Here is a 15,012-nt window from a genome sequence, read left to right on the forward strand (position 1 = left end):
TCTCTCCGGAAAAACGCGATCCATGCATTCCCCCCAGGACGAGGACGCTCTCTCCGAGGTCGTCGGCTTTGTGCTTCTTCTCGGCGTCCTTGTCCTCGCCCTCTCTGTCTATCTGCTCTATGCGGTGCCGGCAGAGGGGCGGGAGAACGAGATCGCGCATATGAACATGGTGAAGGACAGGTTCACCGACTACAAAATCGCGCTCGACTCCCTCTGGATAAATAAACAGACGGGTGTCACCCTCTCGACGGCCTTCGACCTCGGGACCGGCGCGGCGGCGACGGAAGGAGGAGGACTTGCCCTTCCCCTCCTCAGTCCGGTGAGGTCGTCAGGTGCGGTCGAGGTCAGGTCTGACGCGGGAGCTGTCACGATCGCCACCAGCGACAACCCCGACGGCGTGAGGATCCCCCTCGGCCTGGTACAGTATGTCTCAGGGAACAACTACTGGGTCGACCAGACCTGGACCTACCAGATGGGGGCAGTGTTTCTGACGCAGGACGGGGGAACGACCGTCCGGGTGGCCCCTCCTCTCTCGGTCTACAACATCAAGAATACCTCGGCATCCGTGACATTCGCCCCGGTGAACATCACCGGTTCGACTCTCCTTGCCGGGTCGGGGCCTGTGCGGATCGAATCGAGGCTGCGGGACATGCCGTCGTACGGCCTCGACGGAGTCTATGAGGATGTAACGATCGCTATCGAAACCGGAGATAGCGGAAAGGCACAGGCCCTCAAGCACGTCTTCCGTGAAGCTGCCAGGAACGGCGGGGTTCCTGCAGCGTGGTACACGGTCGGCACCGGCGCCGGAGGCACAGTGTCTATCCATGTCATCGGCCCGGAATCCGACGAAACACCAGACGTCGCTCTCCGCGTCCCGACAGCAGACTATGCGGTGACGATCTTTAATGCGGCGTCCCTGATCGAATGAGGTGATGAAGATGAGAGACGGGCAGACTGAAGACGGCGTATCTGAGGTGATCGGGAGCGTTCTTCTGATCTCTCTCGCGGTGCTCGCCGTGGCGGTCGTCGCGGCGACACTCTTCTCCCTCCCCCATGCCGCAGAGGTGCCATACGCGAGCATCGTCGCGGGAAACTCCAGCAACGGTTCATTTGTCCTCTTCCACGAAGGCGGCGACCCCCTGAGCAGGGATAAGTACCGGATCTATGTCGATACCGGCACCGGGCTTGAGGACCGGACAGCCGCGTTCACCCCCGCCGGGAGCGACGAAGTCTGGTCGATCGGCGAAACCATTGCGTATACCGGCCCCATTACTCCAGAGATGGCCGTCATTTTGGTCATTGACTCCGGGGGCGGCGAGATCGTCATTGCAGAACCCTCCTATCGGAGAGAGGTCGTGGATGCAGGGGGACCGGTGGATGCAGGGGGGTCGGGCGTGGTACCAACCGCGACACTGACGACGATACCGACAGCAATCCCAACAACCATACCGACCACAATACCGACGACGCCGCACCCCGCAGAAGGCCACGACATCACCCTGATCACAGAGCACCCGAAGGAGGGGGTGATCATGGGCGGCGGTTCCTTTGCGTTCAGAGTCACCGGCCTGTGGTCCTCCATCCAGATCGGCGAAACATATCTAACACTCTCCCCTGGCGACCGCGTCAAAATCACGCTCCTGAACGATCAGAAAGGTCGCATCTTTATCGGTGCGTCATCGATCAGTTCCTTTGAGTTCCCCGACGTCAGGGTCACGGTCAACGACGAGGTGCTCGGAGAGGGTGCGATCGACTCCATCATGGTCAGCCAGTACGACAGCCCGATCTCCACCCTTGTCCTCTCGGTCGATTCGAAGAACAAATGGACATACTTCGTAGTCGACGACGAGATCGTCATCGACGGCTGGAAGGACAGGAGAGAGATCGTCCTCACGCACCTCATACCCGACTCATTTGGTGCGATGAACCTCGACCTCATCGGCATCAGCCATACCGACAAATCCGTGTTTTATGATGGCGGGGCGGAGGACTACACCTGCTCTTAGCCGTGAGCATGAGGAGGAGGATACAATGCACAAAGACACCGCCGCCAGCGAACTCATCGCCGTCATGGCCCTCATCGCCATCTTCGTGACAACAGCGGCGATCGTCGGGGTCATGCTCCTCTCGAACCCGCCCGGCGACGACGCACCCGCGATGCTCGCCCATGTCGAGGAGGAAGAGGGGAACGTCTACCTTTACCACGACGGCGGCGACCCCCTCGATAAAGACCATTTTGCGATCCAGGTCGATGGCGTGGACAGGACCGGAGACTTCAGCCTCATCGATGCGTCGGGAACAGAGTACGGTCCTGGCGGATGGACGTCCTGGGAGGCCGGGCAGGCCCTCGTCCTTTCAGGCGTGTCTTCGGCGGCAGAGATCAGGATCGTCGCCGACGGCGTCGACCAGAGAGGAGGCTCCTGGCTCCTCTTCGAAAACGGCACGGCGCCGAGCGGAACGCCCACCATCACGACGACACCGACCGCTACGATGACAGTGCCGACGACCGGACCGACCCCGGTGCCCATAGGCGCCGGCTTCACCGCCAATATGACGCTGGGAACGGCACCCCTGACCATCGGCTTCACCGACCTCTCCACAGGGTCGCCGACCGCATGGTCCTGGAACTTCGGTGACGGGGCAACGTCGAACGAGCAGCACCCGACCCACACCTACACGGAGGCAGGCACCTACACCGTCTCTCTCACTTCATCGAAGACCGGGAGTTCTGACACCGAGACAAAGACTGCATACATCACTGTCGGCACCTCCTTCATCGATTACGTCATCGACAAAAATGTCTTCGTCTACGGCAACGCCCTCAGCTTCGGCGGAAACACCGTCACCGGCACGGGAGCAACAGTCGTTGTCACGGGAGGGCTGGATACCGGGGATCTCAACGGCGGATCTTCCATCGCCGTCTCCGACATCTACATCGACGGCGACGTGGCCCTGGACGGAGGGAGTGCCGGCCTCGGATCGGCAATAAAACCGGGAAATATCTCCATCAACGGAGACCTGACATTGAAAAGCGGCAGCAGAGACATCTACGGCGACGTGTACGTTGCCGGAGATTTCTTCCTCAAGGACGCCAGGATCCACGACAACGTGTACGTCGACGGGGACCTGACACTCGACTGGACGCCGGTGATCGATGACGACGCCCGTATTTACTATACCGGCACGTTCACGCATCCGGCGTCTATGAATGCAGACATACTATCGAAATGCATCCACCAGACAACCGTATCTGAAGTCAGGATGCCTGACCAGAAGATGTCGTCCGCAAAATCCGCCGACTGGTACGCGGCAAGAGGGTACGTCTCAGGCGGAGCCCTGACGAGCACCATGAAGGTCTATGCCGAGAGGTACTCGTCCACGTTCTGGAGCAAAACAGCGACTGACGTCGTCATCGTTGCATACGACGGCGACATCACCATAACAGGAAAGGGAGGAAGCGGCGTTACCGGCATCTTCTTCGCACCCAGGGGGGAGGTAACCTTCGAGGGTGCATTCATAGAGGGGGTCGTCATCGCTCGCGACGGCTTCTTCGTCACGAGCGGCGGAACGGCAGTCACCTTCAAGAATATCGAGGAATACATCAGCAATCCGGACGATTATCCATTCTAATCAAATAGAAGTCACCTGCCGCAACCGCATATGCAACAGAATGGACGATGCGCACACGACTCCGCACCCATCATCATCGACACCAAGAAAAAACCCCCGTACAGGAAAGGGGGAATGAGGTCAGGAGGCGCTAAGCCGACTGTCCGGCACCATTTTTACCCCGAGACTTCCATAAACTCTGCCGGCACCGGCATGTCTGTCACCGGCTCTGTATAGTCCTCGAACCAGAGGGCCGACGGGTTCCGGCGGAACGCCATAAACTTCCCGATATTTGCCGGGTCTGCTGCCTGGTGGTACTTGAAGAAGGCACACCCCTCTGTCAGACCCGCGATCTCGATCTTCCCGGTCGCATGAGACATCACAAACCGTGCCCTCTTCGCGAGCCCCGAGACCCGCCCTTTGGCAGCCTCGAAGATCTGGTACCCCTCCTCCACCGGCACCTGGAACATCCCGTTCCCGAGAGTCGGGCGGCACTGGAAGACATAGTACGGTGGCACCCCGATGAACGAGAGTTTTCTGAACAGTTCTGCAAGGACATCCGGGTCGTCGTTCACCCCACGCAGGAGAGGCGTCTGGTTCACGACGATCGCCCCGGCCTTCTGGAGGAGGGCGAGCGCCTCCACCGCCTGCGGCGTCAGTTCCCGCGGGTGGTTGAACTGGGCCATGATATAGATCCGCTTCTCGTCGGTCGAGTACTTCCCGATCATCTCCAGCAGGGACGGGTCGTCGATGATACGATACGGGTTGAAGGCAGGCATCTTCGACCCGATCCTGATGATCCCGACATGGTCGATCGCCCGCACCGATCTGACGATCGGTTCGAGTTTCGACGTCGCCATGATCAGGGGATCGCCGCCTGTCAGAAGCACGTTCGTGATCTCGGGGTGGTCCCGGATATAGGCGACCTCCTCGGTCACGTCCCTCGTCACCTCCGCACCCCGGTCCATAAACAACCGTTTTCTGAAGCAGAAACGGCAGAAAGTCCCGCACACATCGGACACCAGGAGAAGAGACGTCTCCCTGTACTTGTGCTGAAGACCCGGAGCAACCGTGTAGTTCTTCTCCTGCGAAGGGTCGAGCACCCCCGTTTCCTCACATTCCAGCGGGCTTGGAACCGCAATCCTGCGGATCGGATCCAGAGGATCGTCCCAATCAATCAAAGAGAGATAATAATCGTTCGAGCGGAAAGCGAACTTTTCTTCCACCTTCCTGAGGGCGGCCTTCTCATCCGTGCTCAGCGCGTCGATCTGGTCAACTCGTGTCAGGTATTGTGGTTTCATGATGTTCACCTCTATCAGTCCCGGTCAGATCCAGAAAGGAGTTCAATGCAGAACCGGGCATCACGCGGCGTCAAAAAATATCGGCACAAGGACATCTCTGCCGCGTACTGAGTGAGCACTGATCCTATGGCCCCACCATATAAAAAAGTATAGATCCCGGGAAAACCGTAAGAAATAATATTTTTATTGCTTCTTTTTGCGTTTGCCCATAGAGAAGATGTCGACAAAGTACTTCCCTTCCTTGCCGAATCCAACGACCATCTCCTCATCCCGGGCCAGTTTCTCGATATTCAGTTCATAGGTACCGGGCTCGAGGACACGGATCGCCTCGACCTGATCATACCTGTCTATACGGTCCCGGACCTCCTCTGTCTTGCGGGGCGGGGAAGGTGTCTCGGGAACCTCAATCTCCTCTGTATCGGTCTCCGAGGCGAGCTCTTCGATCGTCTTCCCCTCAAGCACGTCGTCGTGCCTCTTCGATTCTCCAATATAGAGGAACTTCTTCCCGCCGCAACTCGGGCAGCCCCTCAGGATCTCGGTTGAGCCGTCTTCAAACTCCCTTCCGCATTTGGTACACTTATGGGGCATTCCACCTCACCGTGACGAAACCCAGGCGCGGATCAGGTTCTCATCCTTCTTGATCGTCTTGAGCTGGTTCGCCGGCCCGATCACCGTGAGCCTGGACTCAGACTTCTTGCCGACAAGTTTGGAGAAGAAACCGCCGAAACCCTCTCCTCCCCCCTTCACCGGATAGGTTTCAAGTTCGATCCCGGAGAATCCATCGGGCCTGATCTCCATCATCGTCACCTCGATGAGTTTACTCTGCTCGTCCGGAGCAAGCCCCTTCTCCAGGACGACGATGTTTCCGTCCCGTACGTCGTCAAGGATCAGCCGGACCTTCTCCATCATGGTCAGCCGATCCATCCTTTCAGCCGAGAGGAAATCGATCTGAACTCCCTGAATCATCCTGATCACCTGAACGTCTCAGCCATCTTTTCATAGAGCATCTCGATATTGTCTCCTTCCATGCCGGAGATCGGAACGACCGGGTGCTGTGGGAAGGCACTCCTGATCCGCTGGGGCGCGGCGTCGGGGAGGTCGATCTTGTTGGCGACAATGACAACCGGGAGTTTCCGGCTCTCGATGATCCCGATCATCATGATGTTCACCTGCATAAAGGGATCCTGCGTCGAGTCCAGCATGTAGATGACACCGTCGATGTCGTCCCGAAGCCAGTGCATCGCTTCGGCAACACCTTCCGTCGCCTCTCTTGCCCGTATGACCGCTTCGTCCTTCTCAAGACCGTACTCGAGGAACTCGTTGTAGTCGATCTTCGTGGTGACGCCAGGGGTATCGACGATGTCGATCATGATCGAATTGCCGTTCGAACCGGAGATCGTGATGTTCTCCTTCCGCCGGGCCCGCCGGGTCTCGTGGGGGATCTCGCTCACCGGACCGATCGCATCACCAGTCCAGTCGCGTACAATCCTGTTGGCAAGGGTGGTCTTGCCAGCATTGGGAGGGCCGTAAATTCCAATCTTCGACTTCTTTTTGCGGAAGAAGGCATGGAATAAATTAGATACCGTCAGCTTTGCGCGAATAAGAAAATTCATGCTTCATCCCCTATTCAAGACTTTTCAGTTGCTCATTAGATGATTATCCACCCCGGTATAAATATCCCCCTATATTGGGTGAATATCACCCGGGCGAATATATGTTCGAATTTGAAAATACTCGCCAGTATTCTTTTATAGGGGAATCTCCTAGGTAGTGGTATCTGGAATCATCCAGAAAACAGCGACCCTACGGGGTGAACTCATGGCTAACGCACGAGACACCATATACGTCGAAACACGGGTTCCGCTGAAGGAAGTAATGAGAGGCAGCCCCACCACCATTGAGGCCGAGGCCACGGTCGCAAAGGCCGCAGCTCGCATGTGCCGGAGCGAGGTGGGAAGTTGCATCGTTCTTTCAGGGAACGTCCCTATCGGGATCGTCACCGAACAGGACATGAACTGCAAAGTCGTCGCCAGGGACCTCAAGCCAAGTTCCATCTATGTCAGGGAGATCATGAGCACGCCGCTCATCACCATCGATTCTGAGAGAACCGTGGGGGAAGCTGCACAGATGATGATACGGCACCGGGTCAGACGACTCCCGGTCGTCGAGAACGGCAAAGTCACCGGCATCGTCACGGTCAGGGACCTCCTATCCGTCGCCAACGAGCTCAACGAGATTATGTCAGACCTGATCGTCATCAACCGGGAGGAAAATTATTCCATGGGCGTTTGCGACCGTTGTGGCAAGATGAGCGACAGCCTGGTCACCATGGACGCGATGATGCTGTGCAATGATTGTAGGGAGGAGGAGCGCTTGAGATGAAGGTGGCAGACGACGTGAGAGTCAGGATCCCGGTGCTTACCACGGCGGATCCGATGACCAGGGCACGCCAGATCCTGCGGGACGACACATTCCGCGAGATCGCGATCACCGATACGAAGGGGCGTTATGTCGGGTATATCAATATCACCGATGCCCTGAAAGTCACCACCACCAAGTCGGACGTCCAGATCGAGGGTTTTGTCCGGGACGGTGCGGTGGTGAAACCCGATGATTCGCTGATTGTCGTTGCACGGGCAATCAGGGAGAAAAAATCCGACTCGGCCGTGATCACGAACAACGATGGGCAGGTCCTCGGGGCGGTCTTGCTCTCGGAGATCTTCCCGATCCTCTGTACACGGGAAGAACTCCGCGGCACCGTCGCCGATCACATGCACCGGAGCCCCGGAGTCTGCGAGGCCGACGACCCGGTCAGCAGGGTCTATGCAAAGATGATCGAAGAAGGGATCGCCGCCTTCCCGGTAATGAAGAGCCGGCACCTCATCGGCATCATCTCAAGGAGAGATATCTTAAATAGCGGCAGGGTGAGAAAGACGCTGGAGAGCGGCGGAAAGGTGCCGGTCGAAAGCGTGATGGTCACACCCGTGATTGCCATCGGGCCTGACGAGAGTCTCAGGTCGGCGGCAGAACGGATGGTGGAACATGATCTCTCCCAGATGCCGGTCCTCGACGGTGATGTTCTTGTGGGCATGATCGACCGGCATGGCGTGCTGAATGGTCTCTCTGCAAGGGAATGATGCTATGCATAAGAATAATCAGACGATGAAACAGGGCGACAGACTGCTGAAAATGCCCGGCAAACTCGACCGCGGCCCGATCGAGTTCAAGTCGCGGATCGCCGGGAGCGAGGGCGAGGTGATGGGGATTGCAACCCGCGGCGTCATCTCGGTCCCCCAGACGATGACCATCATCGGTGCTGTGGAGACGATGACGGCCTATGGTTTCCGCCGTCTTCCAATCACCGATGCAGGCACGCACCGTCTTCGCGGCATCATGACCGCACGGGACATCATCGACTTCCTCGGCGGCGGCGACCGCTTCAACCTTGTACGGGTCAAGCACGGCGGCAACCTCCTCTCGGCGATCAATGAGAGTGTGCGGGAGGTCATGACACAGCGGGTGACGACAATGCCGCATACCGCCACGATCGCCGGGGCCGCCGAGATCATCGTCACGAAGAAGATCGGCGGCCTCCCGATCGTGGACGAGGAGGAGGCCCTCGCCGGGATCGTCACCGAGAGAGACGTGATGAAGGCCCTCGCCACCGAGGACACGGACGTGACCGTAGAGGAAGTCATGAGCACGGGCCTCAGGGTGACCGGCCCTGACACTCCCATCGGGTCGGTCACGAGAGAGATGATCACCCACGGTTTCAGGCGCCTGCCCCTGGTCTCGGACGACGTGCTCTTCGGGATCATCTCGGCGTCCGACATCATGAAGTACCTCGGGTCAGGGGAGATCTTTACCCGCCTCTCGACCGGCGACGTGGCCGAGGTGATGGGTCTGCCTGTGCGCACCCTCACCGGGGCGGAGTTGTATACCACGACCCCGAACACGAACATCAATGATGCAGCGCTGAAGATGCTGCAGAAGGGGGTCGGCGCCCTCCCTGTCATCGAGGAAGGGAAATTGATCGGCCTGATAACCGAGTTCGACCTTGTGAAAGCATTTTATGAGGAGTGAAAGGAGATGAAGGCAGAGGATGTGATGTCGTCCCCGGTCAGGGTAGTTTCGCCCGAGGATACCGTCGCCTATGCGAGAAACCAGATGATCAAACACAAGATCTCCCGCGTGCTGGTGATGGACGGCGGGAAACTCGCCGGGATCTTCACGAAAAAGGACATCGTCTACCGCCTCAGGCAGACCGAACCGATCTGGCGGAGACGGCCGATTGACCGCATCCCTGTATCTGTCCTGATGACGACAGAGCCCGTAGCCGTCGGCCCGGACACACCCATGCGAGAGATCGCCGCCCTCATGCTCGACCGGTCCATCAGCGGCATCCCGGTCGTAAACGACGGGGAGGTGATCGGCATCGTCACCAAGTCGGACATCCTCAGGTCGGCAGCGGCACGCTCGCTCACGACACCGCTCTCCGACCTTATGGAGAACCCGGTGACGGTGAGCCGGTACCACTCCCTCGACCATATCATCGACCTCCTCTCCGAGAGGGACGAAAAACTCATCGCCGTGAACAATGACGGGACTCTTGCCGGGATCATTACCGAAACGAACCTTGCGTTCTTCATTTACCGGAACGAGTCAGGCGGCATCCCGGAAAGAGATATAACGATGCTGAGAAAAGAAGCATCTGGTGGAAGAAAGGCATACAGGTATGTCCAGGAGGCCTCTGCGGTCGCCGAGGACGTGATGACACACCCCGTTCTGACCGCACCCCCTGAGACAAGCGCCGCGGACGCGGTGCAGATGATGATCGACCGCCGCATCAACAGCGTGGTCATTGTTCGAGGATCAGAGGTCCTCGGGATCGTGAAAAGGGACAATATATTACAGGAAGTGGCAAAATGAGCGAAGAGCTGTACATCCACATCAAGGACATTATGGCAAAGCCGGTAACAATCGCGAAATCAGCGCCCATCACTGACGCCCTTGACAAGATGCTTGACGAGAACATCGACCCCCTGATCGTTACCGACAACGGGACCGTCGTCGGCACTATCTCCCGGCAGGCAATCGCCGAGACGATCGGCAAGAAGAGGAATGCCACCATCCCCCCGACAAAGATCCATGTCGCAAACACCGTGGAGGGAGAGTTTACCGCGGCATACCCCGACCAAGGGATCGAGATCCTGCCCACCCTCCTGCAGCACGCAAAGATCGTCGTGGTCTTCGACGAAGACCACAAACTCATCGGCCAGGTCAGTTACGGAGACCTGCTGAAGGTGGTGCAGCCCTCGAAACAGGTGAAGGAGATCCTGGAGCCGGCCTCCACCATCAATGTCGAGGAGCGGGTCGTCCACCTCCGCCGCCGGATGATGGACGAGGATATTGCCAGATTCCTCGTCACCGACGAGAATGGAGCGCCGATCGGGATCGTCACCGAGACCGACGTCGCCCGCGCGATGGTCGCCTTCAGGGAGGTCGTGGAGGGGAAGTATCAGGACCACCGGATCCGGAACCTGCTTGTCCGTGATATCATGTCCGCACCCCTCATCTCAGTGAACGCCAGCATGCCGGTCGGCGAGGTGATCGACACGATGCTCACCAAAAAGATCAGTTCCCTGCCCATCACCGATGGGAATGGCCACATTGCAGGCATCGTGACCCGCACATCCCTGATCCAGGCACTCTGAATCTCATTTCCACTTTTTTTGGCTCTGTTGAAATCCCCATATCGAGAGTGATGTCTCTCTCGACTGCGTGGAGAGATGCGCGGACTCCTTGCCTTCCTCGCAGAGATACCAGAGGCTTTCTCGAAGGTCTTCGAGCTGTCCCCCGGCGGAGAACGGGGGAGGGGATCACTGCCTTCCCCGCAATCGAGACCGGGGGCAATCGCCGAAAATCAAATCCAGGAAGCAGGGTTCGAACCGGACATGCGGCACGCAAAAGATCGTCTCAGGGATGCCGACGGCAACCGGTCGCCAACCACGACCCTCCACAGGAGAATCTTATAGAGAGGGCCGGACACAGCGCGCAGGGGTGGACTGTGAGGGACGTCAAAGGGGAGCGGAACAGAGATGCACCAGCCCAAGATTGGGTCGGGAAGGAGAGATGAAGATCATGATGATCTACCTTAATGCAGGGGACGACCGAAGGGAGTCGAGAATATTCCTGCCATCCCCCACACCCTGATCCCTCCATCTCCAGATCATGAATACACCTCTCTTTCCTCCATCTAACCCAAACCAATGGATTAATCTGATAGAATTCCGATTATAACTCAGGAGAACAGCCATGGACATGAACCCACGCCGTTCCGTCTGTCCAACGACAGATGTACCATCACTTGTTGCCGCAATGAGCGAATCCGGTTTTCAGGGAAGAAAACTCGGCGAGTCAGTCAAAATCTGGTCAGAGATGATCCAGGACCCAGACTGTACCATCCTTCTCGGCCTCTCAGGCGCCATGGTGCCTGCCGGCATGCAGGAATGCCTCATCGAACTGGTCAGGCACAGGTACGTCGACGCCATCGTCTCGACAGGGGCCAACATCTTCCATGACATCGCCGAACACCTCGGCATCAACCACTATCTCGGCCACCACCATGTCGATGACGAGTCCCTGTACAGGCAGGGGATCGACCGTATCTACGACGTCTTCGCCTATGAAGATGAGTTTCGGAGCGTCGACCGGCGCGTCGCGAAGTTTGCCGCGGAACTCGCCCCCTACCATGCCTCCTCCGCCGACTTCCTCAACCGTCTCGGCCATCACATAACAGAAGTCGCCCCGGCCGGGCGCTCGATCCTCGCCACCTGCACACAGATGGGGGTGCCGGTCTTCGTCCCGGCCCTCGGCGACTCCTCCCTCGGCATCGCCCTCACCGTCGCCAGGCGAGAGGGGGTGGATATCGCCATCGACCAGATCGCCGACGCCGACGAACTCACCCGGATCGTCGAGATGTCAAAAAAGACCGGGGTCGTCTATATCGGCGGCGGCGTCCCGAAAAATTTCATCCAGCAGACGCAGGTGATCGCCTCCATGCACGACCGCGACCTCGGCGGCCACGCCTACGCCGTCCAGTACACCACCGACGCCCCGCACTGGGGCGGACTCTCCGGGTGCACCTTCGAGGAGGCAATCTCCTGGGGAAAAGAGTCAGTCGAGACAAAGAGAGTCCAGTGTTTCTGCGACGCCACCATTGCAATCCCGATCGCCGTTTCCGCCCTTATCGGCAGCGGCCTTGTGCGGCCATACGCCCGGGGGGACTGACCACAACCCTTATTACTCTCTCAACCTAATATAACTGAACATCATTCATGGAGCAGCGCCATGCGTTGCGAGTATCCACGGATGCGACATTGACAAGTTGAGGTAGCCAAGCCTGGTATGGCGCAGGTTTGCTAAACCTGTGTCCCCCTGGGACTCGAGGGTTCAAATCCCTCCCTCAGCGCTTTGACCACATCTAATTGAGGCGATTGGATGGATCAGGAAGAAGAAATAAAGTACTTCGTCAGGATCAGAGACACTGATCTCGACGGCACAAAAATGGCCCTCATCGCACTCACCGGCATCAAGGGAGTCGGGAGGCATGCCGCGACCTATATTGTCAACAAGGCACAGGTCGACTCGCACGCCCTTCTCGGCAAGATGTCGGACGAGGACGTTGAGAGGCTCCGTACAGCAGTCGACGAATTCTCGGAAAGCGTCCCCTCGTGGATGCTGAACCGGCCCATCGACGTTCTTTCGGGCAAGCCCCGGCACCTCCTTGCAAGCGAGGTCGACCTGACGCTTGAGGAAGACATCAACACGATGCGCAAGATCCGCAGTTACAGCGGCATCCGCCACGAGACCGGCCAGAAGGTCAGGGGCCAGCGCACCAAGTCCACCGGCAGAACCGGCACGACCGTCGGCGTAAAGAGAAAGAAGGACTGAGTGAGGAGGCACGATCATGGGATATCCAGGAAAGAACCACAAGCAGTACTCCACACCAAAGCGCCGCTTCGAGAAGACGCGCCTTGAAGAGGAGGCAAAGATCGTCATTGAATTTGGTCTCCGGAACAAGCGTGAACTCTGGAAGGCCGAGAGCGCCCTCCGGAAGTACCGCAAGGCCACCCGTGAGATTCTTGCCCTTCGTTCCGCCGGTACCGACCTGAAGCAGGCCGAGACCAAGAAGGCGCAGCTCCTCAACCACCTCGAACGCTACGGCCTTCTGTCAGGCGAAAGCGACATCGAGGACATCCTCGCGCTGAAAAGCGAGCAGGCACTCGAACGCCGTCTCCAGACCCTCGTGTACAGAAAGGGCCTCGCCCGCTCACCAAAGCAGGCCAGACAGCTCATCACCCACGGCCACATCATCGTGAGCGGCCACCGGGTCACCATCCCCGGCTACCTCGTCCCGAGGAGCGAAGAGGCGTCCATCGGATACTACGCCCACTCACCACTCGCCGCCGAGTCGCACGCTGAACGCAGCAGGATCACCGGGAGGTAAACATGGCAGCCGATAAGGAAAAGTGGGGCATTGCACACATCTTTGCCTCGTTCAACAACACCATCATCACCGTCACCGACCTCTCCGGGGCCGAGACGATCACCAAGAGCAGCGGCGGCATGGTTGTCAAGCAGGACCGCAATGAAAGTTCGCCCTATGCTGCGATGCAGATGGCAATGAACATCGCCAACTCCGTCAGGGAAAAGGGCCTCATCGGCCTTCACGTAAAGGTCCGCGCACCCGGTCAGGGGAAGCAGCGCAGCCCCGGCCCCGGTGCCCAGGCGGCCATCCGCGCCCTTGCCCGTGCCGGCATCCGCATCGGTAAGATCGAGGACGTCACCCCGGTCCCGCACGACTCAATTCGCCAGAAAGGCGGGAGACGCGGAAGGAGAGTCTGATGCAGATCGAATTTGCCAGAATTGATGATGACGCCGCCAGGTTCGTCCTCAGCGGCGCCACCCCAGCGTTCGCGAATGCACTGCGCCGCACCATGATCGGCGAGGTACCCACGCTCGCCATCGAAGACGTAAAGATCTATGATAACTCTAGCGTGCTCTTCGATGAGATTCTGGCACACAGGCTCGGACTAATCCCAATAAAGACCGATCTTTCAAGATTTGTCAAGCAAGAGGACTGCTCGTGCGAGGGTGCCGGGTGCCCGCTCTGCTCGGTGACCTTCACCATGAGTGTCGAAGGCCCGGGGATGGTATATTCCAGCGACCTCATCCCGGACGACCCCGAAACCCGACCAGTCCTCGACAACGTCCCGATCGTCAAGCTCTTCGAGGGCCAGAAGATCGTGCTCGAAGCGCGCGCCACCCTGAACACAGGGAGAGTACATGCCAAGTGGGAACCGACCACCGCCTGCGGGTACAAGAACTACCCGGTTGTCACCATCGGTGAGAACTGTGACGGGTGCGGCATGTGCATCGACGAGTGCCCTCGCGGCGTGCTTGAGATCAAGGACAGACAGGCACACGTGGTCGATGGAAAACTTGAGGCATGCTCCCTCTGTAAACTCTGCGAGAAAGCGTGCCTGACCACCGGTATCGGCACCGAGCCTGCGATCACCATCAGGTCCGACATTTCAAAGTTCATCTTTGTCGTGGAAAGCGATGGTTCGTTGCCTGTTCTGACAATCATCGAAAAAGGACTTGAATACATCAGAAAGCAATCAACGGATCTCTCAGAGACGTTGGTCGAGATAGCCGGAGTGAATTAGATGGCAAAGGGAACATACCAGAAGACGAACCCCCGTCTTTCGTATCTCGTTGCGCTGCTCAAAGAGACGGCACGAGAAAACGACGCGAAGGTCTGGCGGGTCATCGCACAAAATCTGGAAGCACCCAGCAACAACTATGCTGAGGTCAACATCGGAAAGATCAACCGGTACGCCCAGGACGGCGAAACGATCCTGGTCCCCGGCAAGGTGCTCGGAAGCGGCGTGCTGAACCAGAAGGTCTCGGTTGCGGCACTTAGCTTCTCCGAGTCCGCGATCGGCAAGATCACCGGCCTTGACGGCTCGTGCATGACCATTGAAGAACTGGTCGCACAGAACCCGAAGGGTACAGGCGTGAGGATACTGAGGTGAGA

General features: G+C 58.3%; 18 protein-coding genes and 1 tRNA gene. 15 read left to right on the top strand and 4 right to left on the bottom strand.

From position 1 onward, the window contains the following. The first annotated feature begins 22 nt into the window (after positions 1-22). The 3 genes from BP869_RS04575 to BP869_RS04585 are packed head-to-tail and all read left to right on the top strand — an operon-like array spanning position 23 to position 3,630. Positions 23-928: a hypothetical protein gene (locus BP869_RS04575; protein WP_342677298.1), complete on the top strand. Its 906-nt coding sequence runs from the start codon at positions 23-25 to the stop codon at positions 926-928. A gap of 10 nt (positions 929-938) precedes the next feature. Next, the gene (locus BP869_RS04580) at positions 939-2,006 is read left to right on the top strand and encodes a type IV pilin N-terminal domain-containing protein (RefSeq protein ID WP_342677300.1); all 1,068 of its coding nucleotides are present in this window, start codon (positions 939-941) and stop codon (positions 2,004-2,006) included. 25 nt (positions 2,007-2,031) lie between these two features. Beyond that, positions 2,032-3,630 (top strand): PKD domain-containing protein, encoded by a 1,599-nt coding sequence (locus BP869_RS04585; RefSeq protein WP_342677302.1) that lies wholly within the window; start codon positions 2,032-2,034, stop codon positions 3,628-3,630. A 155-nt stretch (positions 3,631-3,785) separates the two neighbouring features. Here the strand turns inward: BP869_RS04585 and BP869_RS04590 are convergent, their stop codons facing one another. The 4 genes from BP869_RS04590 to BP869_RS04605 all read right to left on the bottom strand — a co-directional run bounded on the left by BP869_RS04590 (position 3,786) and on the right by BP869_RS04605 (position 6,523). Then, positions 3,786-4,910 carry a KamA family radical SAM protein gene (locus BP869_RS04590; protein ID WP_342677304.1) on the bottom strand — a complete coding sequence of 375 codons (1,125 nt, stop codon included), beginning with the start codon at positions 4,908-4,910 and terminating at the stop codon, positions 3,786-3,788. 183 nt (positions 4,911-5,093) lie between these two features. Continuing rightward, on the bottom strand, positions 5,094-5,498 hold the full coding sequence (locus tag BP869_RS04595; RefSeq protein ID WP_342677306.1) for a Zn-ribbon domain-containing protein: 405 nt from the start codon (positions 5,496-5,498) through the stop codon (positions 5,094-5,096). 6 nt (positions 5,499-5,504) lie between these two features. After that, complete coding sequence (locus BP869_RS04600; RefSeq protein ID WP_067053316.1) at positions 5,505-5,876, bottom strand: DUF2073 domain-containing protein; 372 nt, start codon at positions 5,874-5,876, stop codon at positions 5,505-5,507. A 5-nt stretch (positions 5,877-5,881) separates the two neighbouring features. After that, on the bottom strand, positions 5,882-6,523 hold the full coding sequence (locus BP869_RS04605; protein WP_342677308.1) for an Era-like GTP-binding protein: 642 nt from the start codon (positions 6,521-6,523) through the stop codon (positions 5,882-5,884). A 205-nt stretch (positions 6,524-6,728) separates the two neighbouring features. Between BP869_RS04605 and BP869_RS04610 the strand changes: the two genes are divergently transcribed. The 12 genes from BP869_RS04610 to BP869_RS04665 all read left to right on the top strand — a co-directional run bounded on the left by BP869_RS04610 (position 6,729) and on the right by BP869_RS04665 (position 15,010). Then, a complete protein-coding gene (locus BP869_RS04610) occupies positions 6,729-7,292 on the top strand; it encodes a cyclic nucleotide-binding/CBS domain-containing protein (protein ID WP_342677310.1) in 564 nt (187 codons plus the stop codon). After that, entirely contained in the window at positions 7,289-8,047 is a 759-nt protein-coding gene (locus tag BP869_RS04615; protein WP_342677312.1) for a CBS domain-containing protein, read from the top strand. The genes BP869_RS04610 and BP869_RS04615 overlap by 4 nt, the downstream gene beginning before the upstream one ends. 4 nt (positions 8,048-8,051) lie before the next feature. Continuing rightward, positions 8,052-8,993, top strand: coding sequence for a CBS domain-containing protein (locus tag BP869_RS04620; protein WP_342677314.1), 942 nt, complete (start codon positions 8,052-8,054; stop codon positions 8,991-8,993). Between the two features lie 6 nt (positions 8,994-8,999). Further along, complete coding sequence (locus tag BP869_RS04625; protein ID WP_342677315.1) at positions 9,000-9,839, top strand: CBS domain-containing protein; 840 nt, start codon at positions 9,000-9,002, stop codon at positions 9,837-9,839. After that, entirely contained in the window at positions 9,836-10,624 is a 789-nt protein-coding gene (locus BP869_RS04630; protein ID WP_342677317.1) for a CBS domain-containing protein, read from the top strand. The genes BP869_RS04625 and BP869_RS04630 overlap by 4 nt, the downstream gene beginning before the upstream one ends. 607 nt (positions 10,625-11,231) lie before the next feature. Further along, positions 11,232-12,200 (top strand): deoxyhypusine synthase, encoded by a 969-nt coding sequence (locus BP869_RS04635; RefSeq protein ID WP_342677406.1) that lies wholly within the window; start codon positions 11,232-11,234, stop codon positions 12,198-12,200. A 96-nt stretch (positions 12,201-12,296) separates the two neighbouring features. Next, positions 12,297-12,381, top strand: a tRNA-Ser gene (locus BP869_RS04640). A gap of 29 nt (positions 12,382-12,410) precedes the next feature. Further along, positions 12,411-12,863 carry a 30S ribosomal protein S13 gene (locus BP869_RS04645; protein WP_342677319.1) on the top strand — a complete coding sequence of 151 codons (453 nt, stop codon included), beginning with the start codon at positions 12,411-12,413 and terminating at the stop codon, positions 12,861-12,863. 16 nt (positions 12,864-12,879) lie between these two features. Beyond that, positions 12,880-13,419, top strand: a complete 540-nt coding sequence (locus tag BP869_RS04650) for a 30S ribosomal protein S4 (RefSeq protein WP_342677321.1) — start codon at positions 12,880-12,882, stop codon at positions 13,417-13,419. Positions 13,420-13,421: 2 nt separating this feature from the next. Further along, positions 13,422-13,817: a 30S ribosomal protein S11 gene (locus tag BP869_RS04655; RefSeq protein ID WP_342677323.1), complete on the top strand. Its 396-nt coding sequence runs from the start codon at positions 13,422-13,424 to the stop codon at positions 13,815-13,817. Then, positions 13,817-14,641 (top strand): DNA-directed RNA polymerase subunit D, encoded by an 825-nt coding sequence (locus BP869_RS04660; RefSeq protein WP_342677325.1) that lies wholly within the window; start codon positions 13,817-13,819, stop codon positions 14,639-14,641. The genes BP869_RS04655 and BP869_RS04660 overlap by 1 nt, the downstream gene beginning before the upstream one ends. Continuing rightward, entirely contained in the window at positions 14,642-15,010 is a 369-nt protein-coding gene (locus tag BP869_RS04665) for a 50S ribosomal protein L18e (protein WP_342677327.1), read from the top strand. Positions 15,011-15,012 lie beyond the last annotated feature (2 nt).

The organism is Methanofollis sp. UBA420, from assembly GCF_002498315.1.
Classification (GTDB): domain Archaea; phylum Halobacteriota; class Methanomicrobia; order Methanomicrobiales; family Methanofollaceae; genus Methanofollis.

Excerpts from the sequence above, each read along its gene's own strand:
- BP869_RS04575 (WP_342677298.1), top strand. The coding sequence starts at position 23 with ATGCATTCCCCCCAGGACGAGGACGCTCTCTCCGAGGTCGTCGGCTTT.
- BP869_RS04580 (WP_342677300.1), top strand. The coding sequence starts at position 939 with ATGAGAGACGGGCAGACTGAAGACGGCGTATCTGAGGTGATCGGGAGC.
- BP869_RS04585 (WP_342677302.1), top strand. The coding sequence starts at position 2,032 with ATGCACAAAGACACCGCCGCCAGCGAACTCATCGCCGTCATGGCCCTC.
- BP869_RS04590 (WP_342677304.1), bottom strand. The coding sequence starts at position 4,910 with ATGAAACCACAATACCTGACACGAGTTGACCAGATCGACGCGCTGAGC.
- BP869_RS04595 (WP_342677306.1), bottom strand. The coding sequence starts at position 5,498 with ATGCCCCATAAGTGTACCAAATGCGGAAGGGAGTTTGAAGACGGCTCA.
- BP869_RS04600 (WP_067053316.1), bottom strand. The coding sequence starts at position 5,876 with ATGATTCAGGGAGTTCAGATCGATTTCCTCTCGGCTGAAAGGATGGAT.
- BP869_RS04605 (WP_342677308.1), bottom strand. The coding sequence starts at position 6,523 with ATGAATTTTCTTATTCGCGCAAAGCTGACGGTATCTAATTTATTCCAT.
- BP869_RS04610 (WP_342677310.1), top strand. The coding sequence starts at position 6,729 with ATGGCTAACGCACGAGACACCATATACGTCGAAACACGGGTTCCGCTG.
- BP869_RS04615 (WP_342677312.1), top strand. The coding sequence starts at position 7,289 with ATGAAGGTGGCAGACGACGTGAGAGTCAGGATCCCGGTGCTTACCACG.
- BP869_RS04620 (WP_342677314.1), top strand. The coding sequence starts at position 8,052 with ATGCATAAGAATAATCAGACGATGAAACAGGGCGACAGACTGCTGAAA.
- BP869_RS04625 (WP_342677315.1), top strand. The coding sequence starts at position 9,000 with ATGAAGGCAGAGGATGTGATGTCGTCCCCGGTCAGGGTAGTTTCGCCC.
- BP869_RS04630 (WP_342677317.1), top strand. The coding sequence starts at position 9,836 with ATGAGCGAAGAGCTGTACATCCACATCAAGGACATTATGGCAAAGCCG.
- BP869_RS04635 (WP_342677406.1), top strand. The coding sequence starts at position 11,232 with ATGAACCCACGCCGTTCCGTCTGTCCAACGACAGATGTACCATCACTT.
- BP869_RS04645 (WP_342677319.1), top strand. The coding sequence starts at position 12,411 with ATGGATCAGGAAGAAGAAATAAAGTACTTCGTCAGGATCAGAGACACT.
- BP869_RS04650 (WP_342677321.1), top strand. The coding sequence starts at position 12,880 with ATGGGATATCCAGGAAAGAACCACAAGCAGTACTCCACACCAAAGCGC.
- BP869_RS04655 (WP_342677323.1), top strand. The coding sequence starts at position 13,422 with ATGGCAGCCGATAAGGAAAAGTGGGGCATTGCACACATCTTTGCCTCG.
- BP869_RS04660 (WP_342677325.1), top strand. The coding sequence starts at position 13,817 with ATGCAGATCGAATTTGCCAGAATTGATGATGACGCCGCCAGGTTCGTC.
- BP869_RS04665 (WP_342677327.1), top strand. The coding sequence starts at position 14,642 with ATGGCAAAGGGAACATACCAGAAGACGAACCCCCGTCTTTCGTATCTC.